This window comes from Bartonella krasnovii (genome assembly GCF_003606345.3).
Taxonomy (GTDB): Bacteria; Pseudomonadota; Alphaproteobacteria; order Rhizobiales; family Rhizobiaceae; genus Bartonella; species Bartonella krasnovii.
This window is the reverse complement of the sequence record NZ_CP031844.2, coordinates 738,844-763,619: the sequence shown is the minus strand read 5'-3', so window position 1 is coordinate 763,619 and position 24,776 is coordinate 738,844. Positions and strand designations below refer to the sequence as shown.

Genomic DNA, 24,776 nt, shown 5'->3' with positions numbered 1-24,776 from the left:
AAGCCTGTTGATATTTTCTGTCACCGCCGTTTAAAATAACAACCCCACATGAGTATGGGAATACAGAATGTGGGGATTGTACTTTCCATCAAAAACAAAACTTAAGGTTTACATTCAGGTTGTACTGGACTTCTTTTACAATAAGGGCTGTTTAAGCGCTTCTCGACACTGCGCTTGGGAATAACAGCACCAGGGCGACAAATCGGAAGGTTTTCCCTCCAATGATTCACACACCAAGATGGACCGCCATATCTGTCACGGAATCCGGCCTGCACCATACAAGCATCAATTGTTGCATTATCATTGTTGCTTAGCTCTTGAACTTCTTTCTCAAGATAATTGAGATGCGGTAGACCACATTCTAGCAAGGCTTTTCCTACCTCAGTAAAGTCTTCTCCTGGCTTGATCCACCCATATACTTCCCCTGGAGGAGATTTGTCCATATCACATCCAGTGACCATTAACAAAATAAGTAAGCTTAATAAGTTGAATCGTATTTTCATTTTTTGTTCCCTGTTCTCGTGGAATAAACTTTTTTAAAATCAAATGAACCGTAATTAGTTTTACACTTAGGACTTGCATCACCATAACAATTATGGGTGCTAGGGTTAAAGCCCAAGAACGCTCCTCCCATCTCTCTCATTGGAAGAATTGACGGATGTAATAAATAATATGGTCTGAAAGGCACCCCATAAACTGTAGGAAAATTGTAACCAATCACCGTACTAATGGGGTCTAATATATGGCCTTGTGTGTAGACATAATTTTTTTCGCCATCACTTAAGTAATCTACTATATTGGCCATCGATTGCGTATGAGCAGCCGCTCCAAAAAGATAGAAGTCTGTTTTCTTGGCAATACCGTGGATACCTTGCTCTTGCAAGTTATTCGCTCCATTGCGTGTTGTTAAGGTACCACGGCTATGCGCACTCACAATAGCCCTATCATTACCATAACGAGTAATAAAATCTTGAAACTTCTTGGTTGAATTGCTCAGTCCCCAAGTATCTCCTTCAAGAAACTTTTGATAGAACGCTATCCCTAACTCTACTTCCCAGTCGTTACCTTGGGGAAAGTAGGTAAAATAAAGGTGACCATTGTTATTAACAGCCATTTGCACAGCATTACGCGCGGCATCATCGGAGGAATTAAAAATGCCATTGTAAAACATATAAACAGCGCCATCAGAGCCTTTTTGTAAATGTTTTTCTTCTTCCAATCAAATAATGAAAGTGAAGGAACAATCCCGCACAAAGCATGAAAACACATGGCTGTGGGGATTGTTTCTATCAACAGCAAAACCTAGGGTTTGCATTCAGGTGCATTTTTATATTTTTTACAAAACGGGCTGTTTAAGCGCTTCTCGACACTGCGCTTGGGAATAACAGCACCAGGGCGACAAATCGGAAGGTTTTTATAATTAAAAGGATAACACCAACTAGCTCTCCCTTTATCACGAAACCCAGCTTGAATCATACAAGCATCAATGGTTGCTATTTCATTGTCGCTGAGCTTTTGAACTTCTTTCTCAAGATAATTAAGGTGCGGCATGCCGCATTCTAAGAGAGCTTTTCCTACCTCGGTAAAATCTGCTCCTGGCTTCTTCCACCCTGCCACTTCTCCTGGAGGAGGCTTATCAATATTTTCAATATCACATCCAGTGACCATTAACAAAATAAGTAAGCTTAATAAGTTAAATCGTATTTTCATTTTTTGTTCCCTGTTCTCGTGGAATAAACTTTTTTAAAATCAAATGAACCGTAATTAGTTTTACACTTAGGACTTGCATCACCATAACAATTATGGGTGCTAGGGTTAAAGCCCAAGAACGCTCCTCCCATCTCTCTCATTGGAAGAATTGACGGATGTAATAAATAATATGGTCTGAAAGGCACCCCATAAACTGTAGGAAAATTGTAACCAATCACCGTACTAATGGGGTCTAATATATGGCCTTGTGTGTAGACATAATCCTGCTTGCCATCACTTAAGATATATAACGTATCTGCCATGTCTTGAGTATTAAAAGCTGGTCCAAAGAAATTAATCGTTGTTTCCTTTGCTATACCGTGAACACCATGCTTTGCTAAATTATACGATCCATTGCCCGCTGTCATACTACCACGGCTGTGCCCATCAATATGTAATCCTGTATTGCCAAGGCTATACAACAGATGCTGAAACTTCTTGGTCGAATTGGTCAGACCACCCAAATCTCCTTCCAGAACATACTGATACCCTGCAATAAAACCCTCCACTAACAACGAATCGCTATGTGGAAACACCAAAAAATAGTGCGGATCATTCTTATTATCAGACAACTGGACCGCATTATGAGCTGCTTCATCGGGTGTCGTAAAAATACCATTGAGGAAAACATGTACCTTGCCATCAGAACCTTTTTGTAAATGCTCTTCTTCCTCTGGCGTTAAGTAATGATATAGTGGCTGTGGATTTCCATGGCTATCTCTTATAGGATTTCCATTTTCATCTTTTGCATAGATGACATTGCCATCTTTATCATGTTCAACGGTCGCCAGGTGATGCTCTTTGTAAAACATGTTTTCGAAGCCATGATCAACGATTTTAATTCCTTCATCTAATAAATCATTGGTCATATCTAAGCGATTATGCACTGCTGCCTCAAGCGATGTGGCGTCTATTGGTGCTACACCCTGGTGGGCTGCTGCGGTGTTGCGGTTGAGAGAGCCAATGATTTCTCCAGCATCTTGCCCCATTGCCCTTTGTTCAGTTGTATCGGTTAGGATGATAGTCCCATCACTGATAGCAGATTTTGTTTCCCCTTCTGCATTATCCTTGGCCTTGCCGTGGTTTAAAACATTCTTGGTAATGTTTTTTATCGTGTCATTTCCAGAAAGGCTAAAACCATGGCTGCTGGCTGTCGCATGAGCGCTGTTGGTGATATCACTCGTCGTAATGCTTCCGGTGGTCAGTTTGTTTTTATCTGCTGGGGCAGTGCTGGCAATAATGCCTCCGGTCAGGGTTGTTTTGTCTTTAACAGTAATCTCAAAGCCGCCTGCCTCTGCTTTAATGCCGGATTGCTCCACAACACTGTGATAATCACTAGAGGTTTTATCTTTTTGGAAAGAGGCGCTCATGGAACCTCCTCCTCCCGTGCCATAATCGTAGCCAACATTCAGGGAAGACTTTGCGAATGATTTTGCGTTGTTAAGGTTGGCATTCATCCGCATTTTTATATTTTTTACAATAAGGGCTGTTTAAGCGCTTCTCGACACTGCGCTTGGGAATAACAGCACCAGGGCGACAAATCGGAAGGTTTTTATAATTAAAAGGAAAACACCACCCCCCTCCCCCTTTATAGCGGAAACCTGCTTGAAGCATACAAAGATGGATTGTTGCTATTTCATTGTCGCTGCGATTATCGTTTGCTGAATCCTGATCAATAAGGCTCGGCATGCCACATTCTAGCAAGGCTTTTCCTACCTCGGTAAAGTCTGCTCCTGGCTTCTCCCACATACTCACGTATGCTGGAGCAGGTTTGTCAATGTTTTCAATATCACATCCAGCAATACTTAATAGAATGAGCAGGCTCAATAAGTTAAATCGTATTTTCATTTTTTGTTCCCTGTTCTCGTGGAATAAACTTTTTTAAAACCAAATGAACCGTAATTAGTTTTACATGCATCACGCGCATCACCATAACAATTATGGGTGCTAGGGTTAAAGCCCAAGAACGCTCCTCCCATCTCTCTCATTGGAAGAATTGACGGATGTAATAAATAATATGGTCTGAAAGGCACCCCATAAACTGTAGGAAAATTGTAACCAATCACCGTACTAATGGGGTCTAATATATGGCCTTGTGTGTAGACATAATTTTTTTCGCCATCACTTAAGTAATCTACTATATTGGCCATCGATTGCGTATGAGCAGCCGCTCCAAAAAGATAGAAGTCTGTTTTCTTGGCAATACCGTGGATACCTTGCTCTTGCAAGTTATTCGCTCCATTGCGTGTTGTTAAGGTACCACGGCTATGCGCACTCACAATAGCCCTATCATTACCATAACGAGTAATAAAATCTTGAAACTTCTTGGTTGAATTGCTCAGTCCCCAAGTATCACCTTCAAGAAACTTTTGATAGAACGCTATCCCTAACTCTACTTCCCAGTCGTTACCTTGGGGAAAGTAGGTAAAATAAAGGTGACCATTGTTATTAACAGCCATTTGCACAGCATTACGCGCGGCATCATCGGAGGAATTAAAAATGCCATTGTAAAACATATAAACAGCGCCATCAGAGCCTTTTTGTAAATGTTTTTCCTCCTCTGGTTTTAAAAAGTGATACAGAGCAATATTTTTTCCATCTTTGTCTTTTATAGGTTTTCCATTTTCATCGGTTAAATAGAGAACATTGCCATTTTCATCATGCGCAACCTCACCTACTGGATGGACAACATAAAATGCCATTTTACGTATTTTATCCCAGTATCCTAATCCTTCATCCAATAAATCATTGGTCATATTTAAGCGATTATGCACGGCTGCCTCAAGCGATGTGGCGTCTATTGGTGCTACAGCCTGGTGGGCTGCTGCGGTGTTGCGGTTGAGAGAGCCAATGATTTCTCCAGCATCTTGCCCCATGGACCTTTGTTCAGTTGTATCGGTTAGGATGATAGTCCCATCACTGATAGCAGATTTTGTTTCCCCTTCTGCATTATCCTTGGCCTTGCCGTGGTTTAAAACATTCTTGGTAATGTTTTTTATCGTGTCATTTCCAGAAAGGCTAAAACCATGGCTGCTGGCTGTCGCATGAGCGCTGTTGGTGATATCACTCGTCGTAATGCTTCCGGTGGTCAGTTTGTTTTTATCTGCTGGGGCAGTGCTGGCAATAATGCCTCCGGTCAGGGTTGTTTTGTCTTTAACAGTAATCTCAAAGCCGCCTGCCTCTGCTTTAATGCCGGATTGCTCCACAACACTGTGATAATCACTAGAGGTTTTATCTTTTTGGAAAGAGGCGCTCATGGAACCTCCTCCTCCCGTTGCTCCACCACCAAAGCCAACAGAAACAGAATTTTGCTTGCTAGTGGTTTGTCCCGTATCACTGAGGCTGGTAATGGTGAGATCACCTCCAACACCCATCTCTACACGGTTTCCAGAAAACACTGCACCTGCTAATGTGGTGTTTTGCCCACTGTTGGTATGGACCGTACCCGTCCCTATAACATGGCTGTTCTTGTGGTGCACTTCATCACTAGAACCTTCCCCTTGACTAAAAGAAGCACTGCCTGTTGCCCCTGCACCCCCCGTGCCAACACTCATGGAAGTGCTTTCATTGTTGTTTTGTGTGCTTTGCGTATTTTGTGCACTTTCAAAGATGATATTTTGCTCCGCTATCATATTAATATTTCCGCTCTGTTCATCATTGATCAGAGGGTTTGTGCCTGCAATAATATCAGTACCAACACCATGGATATTGCCGTTGTGAGCATTTATGTTAACAGAACGCCCCCCTTCTATTGTCGTCGTCGTCGCTGTGGAGACTTGAGAAGAGGCTTCTGCTTTCTCGCTCTTAAAGCCCACGCTCACACTGCCAGATGCACCAGCCATATTGGCAAGAATATCCTTGGTGGAGCCTCCCAACCCTCCTAATGAACTGCTCAGTCCTTTGGTTATGTTCCCTCTTTCCCCTGTGTTGCCACTCAGCCAATCAACAAAATTTTTGCCTTTATTAAAGAGGTGATTGATTTTGAGACCTGTTAGTATAGCATTACCAAATTTCCCGTTTCCATCCTTATTATTCATGCGGTCTGCTGAATCTTTTAGCCCTTGTACCGTGCCAAGAACACCAATATCCGCAGAGGCTGTCACACCGGCAAAGGTTTTTTCATGCGTTTCTTGTGTATTAGCGGTATCATCAGCTGCTGAAAAGGTCACGTTATTGCCTGCATCGATGTTGACATCACGGTCTGCCGAAACATTTGCCGCTTGAAAATTCGCATCATTGCCGGCATTAAAATTCGCATCATTGCCTGCATGGAAATTCGATGCTGTATTAGTCTTTTCCCATTGATCGCCCGTATCTTTATTGCTCTCAATCCCAACACCAATAGAGGCACCACTTTTGCTCTTTTCAAACTGAATGCCAAAGCCTGTGCGTTCTTCCTTTGAGTTTGCACTATGACTATTGTGACCAGGTGAAACGTTCACATCATGGGCTGCCGAGACATTAATATTTTCTCGTGCATTAAAGTCAGAGCCGACCACATTCACATCTTCTTTTGTCGCGGTGATGGTAATATTTTTCCCGTTGAACGAAGAGCCTTGATGTTCAAAGCTTTCTTCATTCTCTGTCTTTCCCTCACTGCCGTAGATTGAGACAAAGCCCTTGCCTGAGCCCACACCAAAACCGGTTTCATGGGTTTCTGAATGGCTCTTATGATGGTCTGTCATGCCATTAATCGTGACATTTTCTGCTGTAACATTGATATTTTCATTGGCAATCATATGAGATGCCGTAATCGTGGCATCTTTTTTTGCTTGCAAATCAATATTGCCCGTCGCCCCAAGAATGGAGGAAACCGTTGTGGTATGCGATTCAGCTGTATTGGAAGATTTGCTACTCAAAAAACCACTTTCTGACGATTGTGCTTGCTGATCATATTTCTCTTGCGCCCCTGTGATGAGAATATTTCCCCCAGAGTGAATAGAAATATCCGCTTGTTTCTGATCAGACGTTTCCTCTGCCTTACCGGCTGTGAGAACCGATCCTGTGATTGCCGTGTCATTCCCCGATTCAATGGCAACCCCCTTGCCACCCGATATCAATGAACCAGAAACTTCTGTCGCATCAATCTTATTATGCTCGGATTTGCTGCTGCTGAACACTCCACCCTCTTTATGGTAGGACATCTCATAATTGAGACTATTTTCCGCATTATTGATGAGAACATCGTGGCTGGCTTTCAGCCCCACTTTTCCATCAGCTGCCATGGAACTGCCCGTAATGGTGAGATCATGTGCTTTGCCATCCTGCCCCGCAATAGCCGTAATATCGCCTCCAGCATTGATCGAAGAGCCAACAGCATGAGAGGCTTGCATATCCACTTTCGTGTTTTTGGTGCGAAGATGATATTCCATCTCATCAGATTTGGTCTCTATTGTGATGTCCCCTTGAGCACCAAGAGCAACATTGCCCTTGGCATCTATATCGGAGGCAGAAACATGGATATCTTTTCCAGATATAACCGTGGTATCTTTGCCAGAACTTAAATGAGAGCCATTGTGTACAGCAACATGGGAATTTTGATCTCCGTGATGATTATTGGCACTGTTGCGTGTGGCATCAATCGATACATTTTCTTTTGCTTGTAAGAAAAGATTATCCTTTGCTTGAACATCAGAACCTAAAATATTCAAATCTTTTCCAGAAAGAAGTGTTGTGGAGCCCCCAGAATGAACTTCTGATTGTTGATGCATTGTTGCATCACCCTGCGCATCATGATGCTCGGTTTTGGCAGCACCGATCGTCAAATTGCCCTGCTCTGTGGCCATAGCAAGATCACCCCCTGTGGTGATCTTTACCCCTGAAGCTGTGATATCTTGCTTAGCGAAAACTGTCGCATTGCCCCCAGAAGACAAGGCATCGGTGTTTAACACTGTCTCCACACCATCAACCCTTGTGCGCCCTGCCTCCAAACGGATATTGTTCTGAGCAAGCAAAACAGCATCATTTCCGGCTGCAAAATGCCCCCCTTTACCCAAAATATCATCACTGTGCACAGATAAATTATGGGTAGCACTTATCCGCCCTGAATTCACCACATCTTTGCTGGTGATATTGACATCATCGCCCATCATCAAAGCCCCAGCAGAAACAAAGGAAGCTCTGTCTTTTTCAGGGATGTAAAGCACCGGTGCATAAACATCCATGCCCTTGACCTGTTGACGTACATAAATCACCATCGGCGCTTCTAGTGAAGCCAATTGTTCTGGTGTGAGTGCCTCACCAAAGGGGAGATTATGGGCTTTGGCATAGTCTGCCCCTCTATCCAGCAAGGTTTTGACTTGTTCAATCGAATCTTTTCCTGGAATAAAGGATCCTTTGCCCAAACCTTGCCCCACAAGATCACGTAGTTGTTTTTCAATCAGTTGCTTTTCAAAATAAGCATCCCCTAAGAAGAAAATCTCCCGATCTGGTTGATAACCAATTCTATTTAAAAAATAAGCAGATCCATAAAACTTACCAACATCAAGAAAGTCTGCTCTGGTTTCATAAATGAAATTCTGTTGAGGCAATGTGCCCCCAACACCCCCCGATTGGGGCTTTGGCAAAGGAAGCCCCTCAGAAAGTTCTCCTGCATCATTGAGATCCACTTTTGGTGTAAACAAAGCACCAGCCCCCGTTAAACCGCTTAGCGCCTCCAGCGGATTACCTCCAACCGCTTTGGCTTCAAAATGAGCATCCCCCGTAATGGACCCTTCAACAGCCGTGTTGTTGAGTTGATCAACCACCAGATTCAACGTGCCTCCTGCCTGAACAAGGCCAGAAACTGTATCAAGAACTTCTGAACTGATATGACGAATACTCCCATTGGCAATATCTAGATGACTATTACGACTGCCATCAGCGTTATAACCATAACAATAAGCATCCGTATTGGCCTGACAGCCAAGATAAACGTTTTTATACGTGGTCGCTCCCAAATTGGTCAGCACATTCGCATGGATATCCGCATTGCCCTCCGCTCTCATGATGCTATAGTTATTCTCAATATCATCAGCGTTAATGATGAGATTGCCGTGAGATTGAATCATCCCCTGAACCGCCGGTTTATGCGAAAAACTCTGCGTGACAGTCTTCTCGCTCATGTGTGACCAGTTACTATTCCCGAACCATCCTTCCCAACTATCACCATTCCATAGATACTCTTCTATATCTCCTTTTCGACGGTTATATCTCCAAGTAAAAGCCTTATAGACTGTTCCGTCTTTCAAAGTTGCTGTGCCATAGGCTCCTTCTTTATCAGGCCAAAGCTGTTGTTCGAATATAAAGTGTTTGGGACCGGCAATTCCATGCTTTCTCTTAGAAAGCTTTCCTTTGCCCCAACGCTCCCCCCTCATATCGTGATATAAAGGTCTGCCATCGAGAAAATTGTATTTATCTGGTTTTTGGAATGCGATAGTGACTTCTTCCTTTTTTTCCTCTATTTCAGGCGTGCTATCGGCTTCGTTTTGCAAAGTTTTGGTTTGGATGTTTAAGTTTCCACCGGCTTGAATCAAGCCCGCTTTATTAACAAGGGAAAGGCTTTTTCCCGCACCATCTGCATTGGTAAAAAATAAATCACCTTCTGCCATAATGGCGCCAAAATCATTCAGCAAAGCCCCATCAACTTTTAAAGCTCCATTCCCACCAGTATAGATTAAACCGGTTTTGTTGTTGGTCACATCCCCTGTCACGCTAAAGACTAAATTCTGACCTGCTGCCAATTGACCGCTATTTTTAAGATCTCCTGTCTTGATGGTGAATTCTCGTGCCGCTAAAACTGATGTTGCCTCATCAACCATAACGCCTGGCGCAACAAAGAGAATATCGCCCGTCCCCCCTTCATCTGTTACTGCTTGTAGCCGCGCATGGTGAATATCAAGGGCATGGGTGCTGTTAAAATCTAATCCACCATAGGTCAATTCGCTCCCCGAAACATCAATATGATCGGCAATTAAATACAGCGTTTGAGGCGTATAAATATGAGAACGATTATTGCTTAAATCCAGTGTCGGTGCTGTCAACCTCACATCCCCCAGAACAGACAGCACATTCTCAACACTGATCCCCCCTGAAACAGATGTTAATGTCGCTGTACCATATCCAATAGCCTGATCATAATAAATGTCATTGCCTGCAAAAATTTCAATATTTTCACCACTGATAATATGTCCAACCTTTACCCCCCTTTGTGCCGTGATAGAAAGGGAACCTTTGTCATAAAAAACAAGATCACCAGAAGGATTCCAAGGGCTTACCTGAGAGCCAACAAAATCTAAACCTGTCATCACTGTGCCTGCATCAAGGCTGCCTACATTGAAAACAGCATCTCCACCCGTCATCAGAGAAGAAAAATCAACCGCCCCACCACGGATATCAGCTTTTCCATAAGCAATCAGTTGTCCAAAATGAACCGCGGCTTCAGGTTGTGTATGAAGAACCACATCGTGATGTGAGCGAAGGACTTGAGAAACAAATATTCCCTTATGAGAGGCTAAAGTTATATCCCCTGCGCCATAAATATTTTCTGCTGCAATAAACCCACTTACACTTTGGAGATCAACACCCCCTTGGTCGCCCAAAACAAGGCTCCCAGCAGCCCCCGTTGCTGTCATATCAACCCCACCAGCTAAAAAATGCGCTTGTATATCACCACCGGCATGCGCTTTTAGATTGCCCCCAGCCAAAACAGTGCCCCCAATGCTCAGATCACCGCCCGCCTCAAACGCTATATCAGCCCCTGCCCCTAGCCCAGAAACTTTTATAGCGTGGCGCGAAGATAGCTTCATATTGCCCCCAGAGGCAGCTTGCCCGGCAATGGTTAAAAAACCTTCTTGCGCTTCTATTTTCAAATGACCATCAGCGCCAACCGTTTCTAACGTCACATCTTTTTTCGCGGCAATATCAACATGTCTTTTCGAGGTGATATGCTTTGCCAAGACGCTATGGCTTTTTGATTTAAGGACAACCCCCCTGTGACCAAAGGCACTCTGTAATGAGATTTTTCCATCCGCAGAAAGATGTAACTGCCCAGCATTGGCCGCCATATCATGACGCATGCGCACCCCAACACCTTTTTCAGTTGCCACAAGTTTAATCTGATCCCCCTGGAGAGCCCCCAAAGCAGATCCATCTATGGCATATTCCGGTTTACCGGTAATATCGGTTAGCTCCTTCATCTGGCGAGATGTATAGTCATAACGGCCTGTTCCTGCTGTTATCCCAATATCCTTTCCCGCAACAGGACCTTCTAAATGCACCGTACGAGAAACAATATCAACAATATCAACCACACCTTTTTTTGAGAAAAAATTCGCCCCCTTTGCGCCAAAAGTAATATCTCCACCCCTCACCACAAAACCCTTCAGAAAACCTGTCGCATCAATTTCTGGAACACCTGTGGTTAATGTCGCATGGGGTGTATTGATAAAACCACAACCATCACAACTTATCCCATTGGGATTGGCTATAATTACATCTGCAGGACGGCCAAAAACTTCTCCTGGACCGTTCAAAGTACTGCGCTTGCTGCTGGTCACTTCATTTAAAATAACCTTCGCTGAACCAGTACCACGCAAATGGGGATTACCCGGCATAATGCCCCCCAATTGCGATTGCCCTACTTCACTCGCGTGATTGTTCCAAATAACACCAGAAGAACCAATATTAAAATCGTAATATTTATTGTGCGATAAACCACTGCTGTTGGGAGTGACAATATCAATGGAAGGAACCCCATTGGGCGCCGCCACTATATCTGGACGATGAGCAGCATTGGCGTGAGGATCAATAGCAATCTGCGCCTGTAAGACTGAAGGTGCTAACAAACAAGAAAAACCAAATCCCCCAAATAAAACCTTTTTGAGCATCGTACTGGAAACGAGAACCTCTAATAAAGTGGCTCTTTGCTCTCTCTTCTCATATCTCATACTTTAACTCCCCAATAAAAAACGCTTAAAGCTCCATTGTTAATGTCATAAAAAATGTTCCTGATTTTTTGTGCTTAACTGTGCTCCAAAAAATACTGGAATAACTCGCATCAAGAGAGACCATGCCCCCCGAAAGCTTGACACCCGCTGTCCAACCGGCAAGCTGTTCATTGGTAAAACCATACAAAGGTTGTGCAAAAACACGACCATAATCCAAACCAACATAAGGGCGTAGTTCCCCAAAAACTTTTTTAAGAGCCCCGTTGTTGCGCCACGGAATGGTACGCAGCATCAAATCATTCCGGCTAAAAAAACCGTTATTGCCAAAAAGCAAACTCTCACGCGTACCACGAACATTGGAGACACCCCCCAACGAAATCTGCTCAGCCCCTAATAAATTATGCGGTGAATATTGACCACTCAAAAGATTGCTCAATATGAAGTCAAAGCCCCTTACCTTAAAAGGCGTCATGACACTAAGTGTACCGGTAAATTTGGCAAATTGAGGCTCTGCATCCCCTGCTCCTGGAGCATGTCTCTTGACTGAATGAAACAAGGGGAGCCCTTGTAAATAACTCACATCAAAGGTCCAAGTCCCACCCAACATCTGGCGTGAATGCGAAATCCCAAAATTGGCTACGCTATATTGACGGCTCCCCACTTCAATCTTATTCCCAAGAAGGTAATTGTTGGTTCTTTTATAAGAAAGACCCACATTAAGCGTTGTCAGTGAAAGACTATCACGGTGAAGAACCCTACTTGTACTGGCGTGTAACTCACTGGAATCCCCTGTCGTCTCAATATCTGTAAAATTGCCATGGATAATGCTTTGGTAATTATAAACAGTGCCATTCAAACCGAAGGTCCAATAGCCATAGGGGATACTCACACTTGCTGAAATATTATTGCTATGACCTTCTTGTGCGCTCCCGCCCCAATAATCTGTTTGACTCCGTTGATAACTAAAATCCCACGCATCATTCATCCCTAAAATATTTTCTAGCTTTAAACCCGCATGATAACGTGCATAACCCGTTGAGGATTGTCCTAAATTATCATGGGAAACAGTAACCTTAAAAGCTTTACCAGGTTGATTGCTAATATTCACAATGGTGCTGCCATCTTCACGCCCTGGTAAGAGTTCACTTGTAGCATGCCCTGAAATCAGCCTGTTTATTTGATCAAGCCCCTGCTCAATATCGCGCATATTGAGAATATGGCCTTTAAGCCCCGGAAAAGCACTCCACACAACATGATTGTAAGCAGAAGCCGGAAAACCATTGTAATAAATATCCGAAAGCTTCCCCTCAACAACAACAAACTTGAGCATCTTACTGTTTTTGATGTCTTGATCAGGAATATAAAAACGCGCTGTGACATAGCCTTTATCTAAATAAACCTTGGTCAATTGCTTGATTAAAAGCTGAATATCAGCAAGACCTATACATCTTCCAACATAAGGATCTGTGACCGCTGATATAGCGCGCTCTTTGATATGATAAACCCCATCAACAATAATATCATGAATTGGAAAACAGTACCCACTCCCCAAAAGAGTTGCTGGGTTTTTCTCTGTAGATGTTTTTGTTCTTTTCGGTGTTAAAGCGCGTAAATTCTCAATTCTCTCTAATCTTTGTTCCTCAGAATAACCTCGCGCAAAACTATCTGTTGGCGAGCGGGGAGATAAAGTAGTTGAAGAATGGGCATAAACGGTTGCGCTATGAAATATGCCAAACAACACAACAATAGATAGAAAAAGCCTTAAAAAGCTCTCTTGGCGTAAAAAGAAAAAAAACACTAAAGAGTTCCCCCCGCTTTTGTCATTCATGAAACTTTGCTAAAAAAGCACCTCATGAACTTTTAACAATGCTGCTCAAAACGGTATTATCCTATGAAGACTTTGAACAACAATACATACCTCTGCAATTCAATACAAATTGCACCAAAATCCTGCTTGATTTAAACTGTGTGAAGATTTCTCCCCCATACACATATATCGATAACCGTGTAACCAAAACTGTTTTCTAAGTCAATGTTTATGGTCACAATATTCCCAGTTAATGCCTTAAGACATCCATCAATAAGAGAGAATAAATTCTCCGCTCACCACCCTATCCTACACTTTATAACGCCCATAAATAAACTACATATCATGCTCTTAACTTGCACCCCTTAGTCAAAAATCATCACAGAAAACAATAAAAAGATTTCTTTTTAGAGCTTTTCAACATAATCAATCAAACAGACAAAAGTGATAATTTTAATGACACATAAAACGTATCAAAATACTAATTATAATGTTTTAAAAGCACCATAGTGCATTTGTTTTGATTAACACGTCAAATGAATAGCAAAATTCACTACTTTGCTGATCTGACTTGCGTCATAGGCTGTGGATAAATACCTTTAAAAACTTTTGAAAAAGTTATCGGCTTTTTCTGCATTTTTTCACCATTCATTAAAGTGAATTAGAATTAGAAAATGTATCAAAAAATTTATTATTTTAGTGCTTTAATATATTTTAAATACATATTGTTGTTAATTGTATTTAACGATTGGAATAGATAAACAATGGTACTATGTGGATATAATATGTATAAAAAACTAAATTATCTTATTGATGTTATTGGTATTATTATAATAATAACAGCGCTTATTTTTACATGCATGCTCTTATTAACTCCTGTATAGATTGATAATTTTTATGTATTTTTTCTCAATTCATTCAAAGTGGATTTAATAAGCTTCATTTTGATTCTTTTGAAAAGAATTAAACACATTATAAAAAATGGGCTCTGTTTAATATGCTGCAATCTCTTAAGTCTGATCATGAACAAATCACGCTACGCTCTCTCTTAGAATTCTACCGTCAACAGGCAAAATCACCCCGTGAATTGGGAACGCTGTTTGAAAACCTTGTAAAAGCTTATCTATCGGAAGACCCTTTACAAAAGCAGGAATACGAAAAGGTTCAGACTTATTTGGAATGGGCTGAGGAACATGATGAAGATGGGCGTGATATCGGTATTGATCTGGTCGCTACAATCCGTGATCAAGGAGGATATGCGGCTATTCAATGTAAATGCTATGATGCTGCTCACATCATTAAAAAGAAGATATTGATAGCTTTATCGCTGCTTCTGGGAAAAAGATTTTTACGCGTCGTATTTTGGTTGATAGCACTGAAAGCAATTGGAGTAACAATGCGAACAACACTTGTGATGGTCAAGAAGTTCGTATTCAACAGATTAATCTGTTTGATTTAGAAAACAGTCAAATTGATTGGGGGGCTTATAAAGAAAGAGGACAAGCTGTCCTTAAAGAGCAACCCAAAAAAAAGCTTTTAGATCATCAGATAGAAGCGCTTGAAAGAGTTTGTGAAGGGTTACAAGAAGCAGACCGTGGCAAGCTTATTATGGCATGTGGAACGGGCAAGACGTTCACCAGTCTTAAAATAGCAGAGGCTCTCGCCGGAAAAGGCAAGCGTGTATTGTTTTTAGTGCCTTCCCTTGCTTTGATGTCACAAACAATCCGTGAATGGACCCTTGATACAGAAGTGCCCTTACGTTCCTTTGCCGTGTGTTCGGATACACAAGTAGGCAAACGTCGTAAAAGTAAACATGATGATGAATCTGGTCTCGATGCTTCTGATCTGGTTTTACCGGCTACAACGAATTCACAAGAACTTGCGCGTAAAGCTAATAAGATCTCTCTTGATGTGATGACCGTGATCTTTTCGACCTATCATTCCATTCAAGTGATTTCCGATGCACAAAAGGAATATGATTTACCCGAATTTGATCTGATCATTTGTGATGAAGCCCATAGGACAACGGGGGTTGTATTGGGAACAGACAAGCATGAATCTGAATTTATCAAAGTTCATGATAACAGCATCATTCAAGGTAAAAAAACGCCTCTACATGACAGCAACGCCTAAGATCTTTAGTAACAAGCTCAAAAGGAATGCTGTCTTATCTAATAACGTTTTGGTGTCCATGGATAATGAAAAACTCTATGGCAAACAACTTTTCACTTACAACTTTTCACGTGCTTTAGAGAATAAGCTGTTATCACCTTGTAAAGTTATCATATTAGTTATCAACGAAAAAGAAATAAGCCAATCCATTCAACATCTTATTACCGATAAGGATTATGAACTTATTGTTGACGATAGGACCAAGATTAATGGCTGTTATAGAGCCCTTACCAAAATGGATCTGAAACTTGATCTTGAAGATGACCCCAAGCCTATGCGTAGAGCTTTAGCATTTTGCAAAGATATTGATACTTCTAAACGCATATGCAAAAGATTCAAAAAAGAAAAAGTGCAAGAATCTTTGCGCGCTCTTCATAAAAACTATAAAGATACTTCCCCTCTTAACTGTACCCTTGCCCATATTGATGGAACCTTTAGTGCTAAAGAGCGTACAAAACAACTTGACTGGTTAAAAGAAGATGCGGGGGAGCATGCGTGTCGTGTGCTCACCAATGTACGCTGTCTTTCTGAGGGTGTTGATGTTCCTGCTCTTGATGCGATCATGTTTTTACACCCGCGTAAAAGCCAAGTGGATGATACAGACGGTAGGGCGTGTGATGCGTCGTGCCAATGGCAGCTTTGATCAGGTTCTTTTCTGCCTCACGGGTAATACGATCGACCAAAGTGGTGGTTTTGGATAAGGATTGTCCAACTCTGTGAATTGGCTGGTTAAGCCTGCTGTTAACATTGAGAAGACAATGCCCAAAACATTCTTCGATGAGCCTAGCTCATGAAGTGCGTCGGCAATGTTGCCGCGATTATTCACAAGAGTCACCGCACTTTTGTTGATCAGCGCCTGTATCCCTGCTTGTATCGCTGCATTCATCGCTGTGCTGGAGCCAACACCCAATGCACCAGCAATAGCACCGGCTGCACTGGAAGCTGCTCCACCCGTAACCGCCGTGACAGCTAAGGCCACGAGAGCTGTACCGGCTTCCATCAGCCCTTGGGCTTTATAATCCCAGTCTTTAAATTCAGCCTTAACAGCCTGTCAATCAACTTACTTGGCTAATTCTGGATCATCACGCAATTGCTTGATCCATGACAACTCTGGAGAACGGGCTAACTACTCAAGGGATATGTCAAATTGATATTTCTTGTCTTTTTTCCGATTAATTTAGCGGCTTTGTCTTTCTAGGAATAAAGCTTCATCTCACTGGAAAACTCTTGTTCAAAACTATTTTTCTTTTAGATAGACCATGTTTTTGATACTTTTTCAATCAAAGCGTAGCTTAGTTGCTTCACCTTTGATACTTCTTTAGCTAAAGCGATAGCGCGTTCAAGATGAAGCCGTTGGCTTCTTTCGCCAAAGCCTAAATGATCTCCTACTGCAAAACTTTGCTGATAAGACTGCAAAGTTTCAGCATCACCCAATAAAGCAAGGGCTCCAAGGTGAAGTAAAGCATAATCTGTATCATCTGCTTTAGACTTTGCATCTTGTTGCCAAGGCGCTCGACCATAATCAGAGCGAAGTCTTTCAGAAAGATCAATAGCGCTTACTGCCCATTCTAGTGCATCATCAAGCGCCTGTGTTAAACGATCTGCAGTGACTTCTGGTTCAAAGATTTCCAATCCTTTTGCCTCAAAATTAAGCTGTATATCCGGGATATCTTCTATATGTGTAGGATCAATGAATTTGCAAGCAGCAGAAAGGATACCGGTGCTAATCAAAAAGGCGCTATCAAATTGTGGACAATCTTTGACAATTTCATCGTTATAAAGAATGTCTACTTCACGATCAGCCAATTGATAGCTTGCTATATGGTCATCTTCATCGATTTTCTCGGTTGACCAACCTAGGCTTTTTAAAAGTGCTGTGGCACTTTCCATGGTCAATGGAGCATCTTTATCATCCGTTTCCTCTATCTCCTCTATCACATCAACAGCTGTTGTTTGAGAAGCAACAGATGTTATTTGTGGATCCAAGCTTAAAATTGGAGCGTTTTTAGGGAAACCGGTCCGATAACCCCGTGCAAGAGTGAGGAGATTATCAACTCTATATTTTGAGATTTCTTCTACAAAACCTAAAGGATTTCCCTTTCTAAAATTCTCCTTGTAATATTTGAGCTTTTCAATATCCCCAATCAAAACAAGCGCAATAAGGTGACGCGCTACAAGATCAAGTTCACTATCTGGAGACAACGCGGCATAATCATAAATGATTTGATTGACATTTTGCTGCTCAGCCCATTCAAGTATATCTGCACAAATCTGCTTTAGCTTGCCTTCATCCAACGCAGTACTAGAAACTGTATAAACTTCTTCTGCTTCTTTGAGGGCTATATATTGAGGCATATTATAGAAAATCTCTCTATGAGCACTAGAAAAACCAAGTGTTGAAAGGGAAGCCTTAAATGCAACAATTGGCTCTTCTTCATCACTTTGAAGACTGTACATTATATTGATGATACGGTCTTTACTGATAAAATAGGCATTGTGATTGTAGTTTTTATCCCGATAAACTGTCCAACCCATTTGTTTTAATTGCTCAGCAACTTTATTGAAAGTAATCAAAGCTTGTGGGCCAAGATGCGCTTCAGCTGCTTCTCTCTCATGAAGAATTTTTAGATGTTTTTCAGCAAATTCAACGGCATGATTAACATATTTTCCTACTTCATCATCATCCAAATGTTCAGAAATCGTACCAGCTTCTAGAAAGTTTTTATAAGATTTCAGGATATCAATTCGACCTCTCAACGCTAAACAAGCCAAATGCCAAACTATATCTGTATCGTAACTATATTTTTGAACAACTGTTTTGCTTTCGATCGATGCTTGCAAATCTTGAGCGCGTACCCATTGTATTATCCGCTCAGAGATTTTTGTCAACTCTTGCTCATTCAACGTCTCTACACAAATATCAATACCTTTACCAAAACCACTAAAAATTCCCCCCCCAATTGTGTTAAAAGACTGATAAATATCCGTAGGTCGTATCCAATTATATTCTCCCCTATAGTGAATATAACGACAAGCTATAGAAATCTCTTCGTTAGAGATCTCAGCTTCAAGACGGACATTGTAATTGTTATGGAGGCGTACAAAACCAAAATCAAACTGAATAAAACGATCTGGCAAAGAAAGAAACATTCTCCCAGGTTCCATAGCAATCCATCCTAGCGTTTTGAAGATGCGACTTGCTGCGGTAAGGCTTATCGAGCGCTGTTTGGGCTTTTTGCGCGTTAGAATATCGTCTAACTCTCCATTCTTATAGGCTTGTGCAAATAAAATAAGGCGATCAATCCACTCCATGGTTGCGTAATCGGCAAATTCTGGAACATGTAATTGGGGTGCCGGCTTATCAGACCTTAAAGCATCAATATCGCCAAGCAATGCTTGTGCAACAGCAGAATGATTAGCGGCCTCTTCATGCAATTTTTGTTCAATATCTTGTACTTTCGCCCACGCAATTACCCTATTTAAAGCTTCCTCAATATGGCTTTCAGAAAGATTCTGTGCTGTAACTCCGAAATTTTCTTCTGCAGAAATCAACATATCACCATATTCATAGCGCGACTGTTCGCCATTATCATATTCCTCAGCAAGGCAATAAGCGGCTGTAGTAAGAGCGACTGATAGCCGCAACTTTCCACCATCCTCTCCATAATCTACAACATCATAGAGAATGCGTATTATACGATCAGAAAGATGATAATAAGCAAATGTATCCCCCACTTCATCGCGATGAGGCTCCCAACCCAATCTTTTTAAAATCTCTGTTACGTCTTTCTTTTTCATTATGCTTCACTTATCAACTAATTCTGCCATATCATCTAAGGTATAGGTTTTCATGGATTATTCTCCATAAATTGTTATTTTTTAGATTCCCACCTTTATTCTTATAGATATTCTTATAGACCTCCTTTATTCTTATAGATCTTCAGCGTGCTTCTTCCAATATCTCTCCCTCATCATCTCAAATTTGTCCTGTTGATAGCTGATTTCTCTGTGTTGAGACTGACCAATACATTGTGGGAACAGAATAAATAACAAGAGCAGCAATATAAAAGACATTAAGCAGGCTCCAAACCAAATATTTGTTGCGTCAAGCACCTTGCTCAAACCCATAATAACATACCAGTAGAGTACCAATTCTTACACCTGCATAAAGCCAAGAAATAATTCGCCTATTATGGCTATGTGCACATAATAGAACCAAAAATCATCATTGCTGCACTCGCAACACCAGCAGCAAGACGGTTCAAAATGACTAAGTAAAAGTTTGGTGTTTAATGCTATGGAGATAATTAAGCGCTCTCATCACCATGGCTGCACCAAATAGCATGTGAAGAGCAAGAGATATTCCCAATTCTGCCCAACGTGAAGAATATATTCCCAACTAAATAACCACCATAATTAGCGCTGACTATATAAGAAAGCTGATTAAAGGTAAACAGTTCCTCACACAATATAACCGACAATATCAGTGTATAGAGAAATCGTTCTATCCTCATACCCAAAACCTTAATCACCACACCAAATACAGAGATTTTGAAAGAATTCAAACCTGGACGATTATTTTCACTCCATTACTTATTCTTTCTTTAATTGGTTATATTCCTTATCTGGTCCCATCTCATCATAGTAGCCTTTAGCTATAAAAATAAAAGCATATTAATTATCTATTTTAATAACTAGAACAACATATTTAGTGATCTATTGTTAATATTACCAGATTAATTCTACAATAATACATTGAATTAATTTGTATTTTTATGTTATATGTTTTCACAGTTAAATGGAAAGCATATTGAGATAATCTTGCTTTTTATCTCGATATTCAAAAAGGCTAATCTAAAAATTATAAACCGTGAACTTTACTTTTCTTAAAGTCGTTTTCTTATTTGCCACAAAACTTAATAAATAACTCAAAGAACGATTTTAATAATTTTAGATAATAAGCAAAACTATTATTGAGGATGATGTTAAATTGAAAAGTTTGGTGCACCCGACAGAATTCGAATCTGTGACCTCTGCCTTCGGAGGGCAGCGCTCTATCCAACTGAGCTACGGGTGCTTCACACCAATTATAAAAATCAGTTGTGACCTTTTAACTAATCACACGCTCAGCTTCAATGCTAAATTAGCATTCTAATAAAAAAATTACTTATTTGTAAGTTATCTAGCAACGCAATCTTCTTTCTTTTCTACAATGATACTTTATCTTGAAATAGCTTCTCTTTTGGTCTTCAATACCCTTTATTATTATAAAAAGAGCTTTTATTACAACTTCAAAACTCTCAAAAAATAAGTTACAAGATTAGTTATAAGTATCAGGATAATTCTTAAATGACTACGTTACCAAGTCGCTTTCATTTTATTTCCGCAGAGACTGAGGAAGCTATCAAAGCTACCCAGAAATTAATTTCCGTCTACGGTCATTCTTCTCTGGAAGAAACTGATATTGTTGTTGCAATCGGTGGTGATGGAACAATGTTACAAACCGTACGAGATGTTATGAACACTGGAAAACCTATTTACGGTATGAATCAAGGTTCTGTAGGATTTCTTATGAATGAATTTCATGAAAAAAAATTACCCAATCGTATTGCTGTCGCCCATAAAAAAGAAATTCATCCCTTACGCATGATTGCAAAAGCTGAATATCAAGAATCTATCGAAGCACTTGCAATTAATGAAGTATCCCTCTTTCGGCAATCTTATCAAGCAGCAAAAATTCGCATCACCATTGATAACAACATACGCATGGAACAATTAAGTTGTGATGGTATCCTCGTCGCAACACCCGCAGGATCAACAGCCTATAATTTATCAGCACAAGGACCTATTCTCCCCCTTATGGCCCCTCTTATGGCTCTCACCCCTGTTAGCCCTTTTCGCCCAAGACGTTGGCATGGCGCATTACTCCCCAATACAGTAACGGTGCGTTTTGATATGCTCGAACCTGATAAACGCCCTGTCAATGCTGCTGCGGATAATGTTGAGGTTAAATCTGTCCATTCAGTGACTATTTCAATGGCAACAGAAGTAACAGCTTCAATCCTTTTTGACGCAAGTCATTCATGGGATGAGCGTATTTTATCAGAACAATTTCGCTATTAATGATTGTATTATGCGTTTTATATGTATATGATTGTTATAGTTGGCTTTTTTGTGAAAGCATCTTAACGCTCTTTGAGAGTGAAGAATATTAGAAGAATATTAGTTGTACATATCATTGAGATAGCGAAGTTAAAAGTACAGAGCAATTGATAAAAAAATGATACCATCTTTAAATAGTTTTGATGACTTAGGTCTTTCCTCAAAGGTTATTAATGCTGTAAAGTTAGCAGGATATACAGTTCCAACACCGATTCAAAGTGAAACAATTCCTCATGTCCTTCAGAGAAAAGATGTCCTAGGAATCGCTCAAACAGGAACGGGTAAAACTGCCTCTTTCGTATTACCTATGCTCACTCTCCTTGAAAAAGGTCGTGCAAGAGCACGAATGCCCCGAACACTCATCCTAGAACCAACACGAGAAATCGCAGCTCAAGTTGAGGAAAATTTCGATAAATACGGAATAAATCACCGTTTAAATGTTGCTCTTTTGATTGGTGGAGTTTCTTTTGAACACCAAGATCGTAAACTTGAACGAGGAGCGGATGTTCTTATCGCAACACCAGGGCGACTTCTTGATCATTTCGAGCGGGGTAAATTACTCCTGATGGGCGTTGAAATCCTTGTTATTGATGAAGCTGATCGCATGCTGGATATGGGCTTTATTCCTGATATTGAACGTATCTGTAAACTAACCCCTTTCACGCGTCAAACTTTGTTCTTTTCTGCAACAATGGCGCCAGAAATTACAAAACTGACAAAACAATTTCTACATTCTCCTGTATCCGTTGAAGTTACAAAAGCATCCTCAACAGCAACCACAATTACACAACGGCTTGTCAAATCTGGAAATAAATCATGGGATAAAAGAGCGGTTTTACGAGAGCTCATCCAAAATGAAGGTTCTAAACTTCAAAATGCTATTATTTTCTGTAATCGAAAGAGAGACATCTCTGAACTGTTTAGATCGCTTATCAAACATAACTTTAATGTAGGCGCACTTCATGGGGATATGGATCAATATTCACGTATGAATACCTTAGCCGATTTTAAAAATAATAAGCTTACGCTTCTGGTTGCTTCTGATGTTGCGGCCCGTGGGCTCGATATCCCTGCGGTAAGTCACGTGTTTAATTATGATGTTCCTACACATGCTGAAGACTATATCCATCGAATTGGCCGTACAGGGCGTGCAAATCGTCTTGGAAAAGCTTTTACAATCGTAACAAAAGATGATCAAAAATATATCAACGCTATTGAAGAAATAAGCAATGAAAAAATTGAATGGCTTAATGGAGATCTCTCGACTTTAATAACTGATGATCAAACAGAAGATAATATTGTTGTAAAGAAAAAATCTTCACAATCATCAAAGAAAACTGCTGCCAAAGACGCTCTTTCCCCCCCTAAAAAAACTGTAAAAGAGAATAAAATAGATTATATCAAAAATATGAAGCGTAAAGAAAATCCATCCGTGCAACAACACTCACGAAAAAATAAGAATTACGCGCCCCTTGGATTCGGTGATGATATCCCGGCATTCATGCTCATAAAAACGCGTAAATAGACTCGTACTTTACTCTCTCTAAGCATACAATAAATAAAAAATACTTTTAAAAAAATTTCTCTTATTTTTTAGAGAGTCTTTCTATTACCTTTTCGCGGCCTAAAAGCTGCAAAAGCTTTCCCATTTCAGGTCCATGATCCATGCCCGTAAGTGCTTGACGTAATGGCATGAATAAAGACTTTCCTTTCCGCTCCGTTTGTTCTTTTAATGCTCTCGTCCAAACTTGCCAACTTTCATCCTTCAATACACCTTCAGGTAAAAAATTGAGTGACTGCTGCACGAAAGCGCGGTCCTCCGGTGCCACGGTATCAAAACTCTTTTCATCATGAATAATTTTCCACCACAAGACAGCATCATTGACTTTATCAATATTGCTTCTTATCGTATTCCAGAAATATTCCGCTTTTTCTCCTTCAATAGAAAAACTTTGGAGACGTGTTTTAACGTCCTCATAATTTAGTTCATGAACAAGATGACTATTCAGAGTATAAAGGTCAGCAATATCAAATTTTGCAACTGATTTTGATGTATTTTGTAAATTAAAATGTTCTAAAAGCGCTTCTTGATGAGGATAGGGATGCACATTTTGCGATGTCCCAATCAAAACAGCAAAACACTGAACAGCTATCGATTCAAATCCTTCTTCTCGTAGAGAACGAATAGAAAGATCATTGTTACGTTTTGAAAATCCTTTTCCTAAGACTGTCGCCAATAAATTGAAATGACCAAAAACCGGTAATTCTGCCCCCAGAGCTTTAAAAAGAGCAATCTGAGCGCCTGTATTTGTAACATGATCATCGCCACGAATAATATGTGTAATGGCCATATCGACGTCATCCACAACAGACGGTAATGTATAAAGATAGGTTCCATCTTCACGAATAAGAACAGGATCTGAAAGAGAAGCCAAATCTATCGTCTGTTTTCCCTTTACAGCATCATTCCAGCAAACTTCTGTTCGCTTTGTTTGCAAAGGATTATTTTCAAAATTAGGAAGAAGAAAACGCCAATGAGGTTTACGGCCTTGCAATTCAAAATTTTTTTTCTCTTCTGCTGTCAACTTCAATGCAGAACGATCATAAATAGGAGGCAACTTACGAGAAAGCTGGATTTTACGACGTCGCTCTAATTCTTCCGCTGTTTCATAACAGGGATAAAGCAAACCACGTTTTTTGAGAGTTTCTGCCACTTCATCATATCGATTAAACCGCTTAGATTGATAATAAATTGCATCTGGTTGAATTCCAAGCCATTCAAGGTCAACAGTAATAGCATCGATATATTCCTGTTTAGAACGTTCAATATCTGTATCATCATAGCGCAAAATAAACTTTCCTTTATGCGCCCGTGCATAAAGCCAATTGAAAAGCGCACTACGAATATTACCAATATGAATATAACCTGTTGGAGAGGGAGCAAAACGAACTTTAACCAT

Annotated in this window: 12 protein-coding genes, 1 tRNA gene and 2 pseudogenes; 3 read left to right on the top strand and 12 right to left on the bottom strand. The window is 40.6% G+C overall.

Going from position 1 to position 24,776, the window contains the following annotated elements; all coding sequences use genetic code 11:
• Positions 1-101: 101 nt before the first annotated feature.
• The 7 genes from D1092_RS03090 to D1092_RS03060 form a co-directional block, all read right to left on the bottom strand.
• Complete coding sequence (locus tag D1092_RS03090) at positions 102-503, bottom strand: hypothetical protein (RefSeq protein ID WP_120122136.1); 402 nt, start codon at positions 501-503, stop codon at positions 102-104.
• Positions 500-1,171 carry a hypothetical protein gene (locus D1092_RS03085; RefSeq protein WP_148255705.1) on the bottom strand — a complete coding sequence of 224 codons (672 nt, stop codon included), beginning with the start codon at positions 1,169-1,171 and terminating at the stop codon, positions 500-502. The genes D1092_RS03090 and D1092_RS03085 overlap by 4 nt, the downstream gene beginning before the upstream one ends.
• Before the next feature lie 131 nt (positions 1,172-1,302).
• A complete protein-coding gene (locus D1092_RS03080; protein ID WP_120122134.1) occupies positions 1,303-1,710 on the bottom strand; it encodes a hypothetical protein in 408 nt (135 codons plus the stop codon).
• Positions 1,707-3,206, bottom strand: coding sequence for a filamentous hemagglutinin (locus D1092_RS03075; protein ID WP_241864377.1), 1,500 nt, complete (start codon positions 3,204-3,206; stop codon positions 1,707-1,709). Before D1092_RS03075 ends, D1092_RS03080 begins: the two co-directional genes overlap by 4 nt.
• Positions 3,190-3,597, bottom strand: coding sequence for a hypothetical protein (locus tag D1092_RS03070; protein WP_120122132.1), 408 nt, complete (start codon positions 3,595-3,597; stop codon positions 3,190-3,192). Before D1092_RS03070 ends, D1092_RS03075 begins: the two co-directional genes overlap by 17 nt.
• A complete protein-coding gene (locus tag D1092_RS03065; protein WP_148255601.1) occupies positions 3,594-11,675 on the bottom strand; it encodes a hemagglutinin repeat-containing protein in 8,082 nt (2,693 codons plus the stop codon). Before D1092_RS03065 ends, D1092_RS03070 begins: the two co-directional genes overlap by 4 nt.
• A 25-nt stretch (positions 11,676-11,700) precedes the next feature.
• Positions 11,701-13,503, bottom strand: a complete 1,803-nt coding sequence (locus D1092_RS03060) for a ShlB/FhaC/HecB family hemolysin secretion/activation protein (protein ID WP_120122131.1) — start codon at positions 13,501-13,503, stop codon at positions 11,701-11,703.
• A 976-nt stretch (positions 13,504-14,479) separates the two neighbouring features.
• Between D1092_RS03060 and D1092_RS03055 the strand changes: the two are divergent.
• Positions 14,480-16,289: pseudogene (locus tag D1092_RS03055) on the top strand (restriction endonuclease); the annotation flags it as partial.
• Here the strand turns inward: D1092_RS03055 and D1092_RS03050 are convergent.
• From D1092_RS03050 to D1092_RS03035, 4 genes and pseudogenes are all read right to left on the bottom strand, one after another.
• Positions 16,278-16,780 (bottom strand): annotated as a pseudogene (locus tag D1092_RS03050) (DUF637 domain-containing protein); the annotation flags it as partial. The pseudogenes D1092_RS03055 and D1092_RS03050 sit on opposite strands and share 12 nt — an antisense overlap.
• Positions 16,781-16,902: 122 nt before the next feature.
• Positions 16,903-19,452 carry a DUF6990 domain-containing protein gene (locus D1092_RS03045; protein ID WP_120122129.1) on the bottom strand — a complete coding sequence of 850 codons (2,550 nt, stop codon included), beginning with the start codon at positions 19,450-19,452 and terminating at the stop codon, positions 16,903-16,905.
• Positions 19,453-19,961: 509 nt separating this feature from the next.
• The gene (locus D1092_RS09795) at positions 19,962-20,168 is read right to left on the bottom strand and encodes a YbfB/YjiJ family MFS transporter (protein ID WP_241436891.1); all 207 of its coding nucleotides are present in this window, start codon (positions 20,166-20,168) and stop codon (positions 19,962-19,964) included.
• Positions 20,169-20,654: 486 nt separating this feature from the next.
• Positions 20,655-20,731 (bottom strand) — tRNA-Arg (locus D1092_RS03035).
• Between the two features lie 272 nt (positions 20,732-21,003).
• On the opposite strand from D1092_RS03035, the gene D1092_RS03030 reads away from it, so the two are divergent.
• The gene (locus D1092_RS03030) at positions 21,004-21,777 is read left to right on the top strand and encodes an NAD kinase (protein ID WP_120122128.1); all 774 of its coding nucleotides are present in this window, start codon (positions 21,004-21,006) and stop codon (positions 21,775-21,777) included.
• 157 nt (positions 21,778-21,934) lie between these two features.
• Positions 21,935-23,341, top strand: a complete 1,407-nt coding sequence (locus tag D1092_RS03025; RefSeq protein WP_120122127.1) for a DEAD/DEAH box helicase — start codon at positions 21,935-21,937, stop codon at positions 23,339-23,341.
• Positions 23,342-23,402: 61 nt separating this feature from the next.
• On the opposite strand, the gene gltX is transcribed toward D1092_RS03025, so the two are convergent.
• The gene (gene gltX, locus D1092_RS03020) at positions 23,403-24,776 is read right to left on the bottom strand and encodes a glutamate--tRNA ligase (protein ID WP_120122126.1); all 1,374 of its coding nucleotides are present in this window, start codon (positions 24,774-24,776) and stop codon (positions 23,403-23,405) included.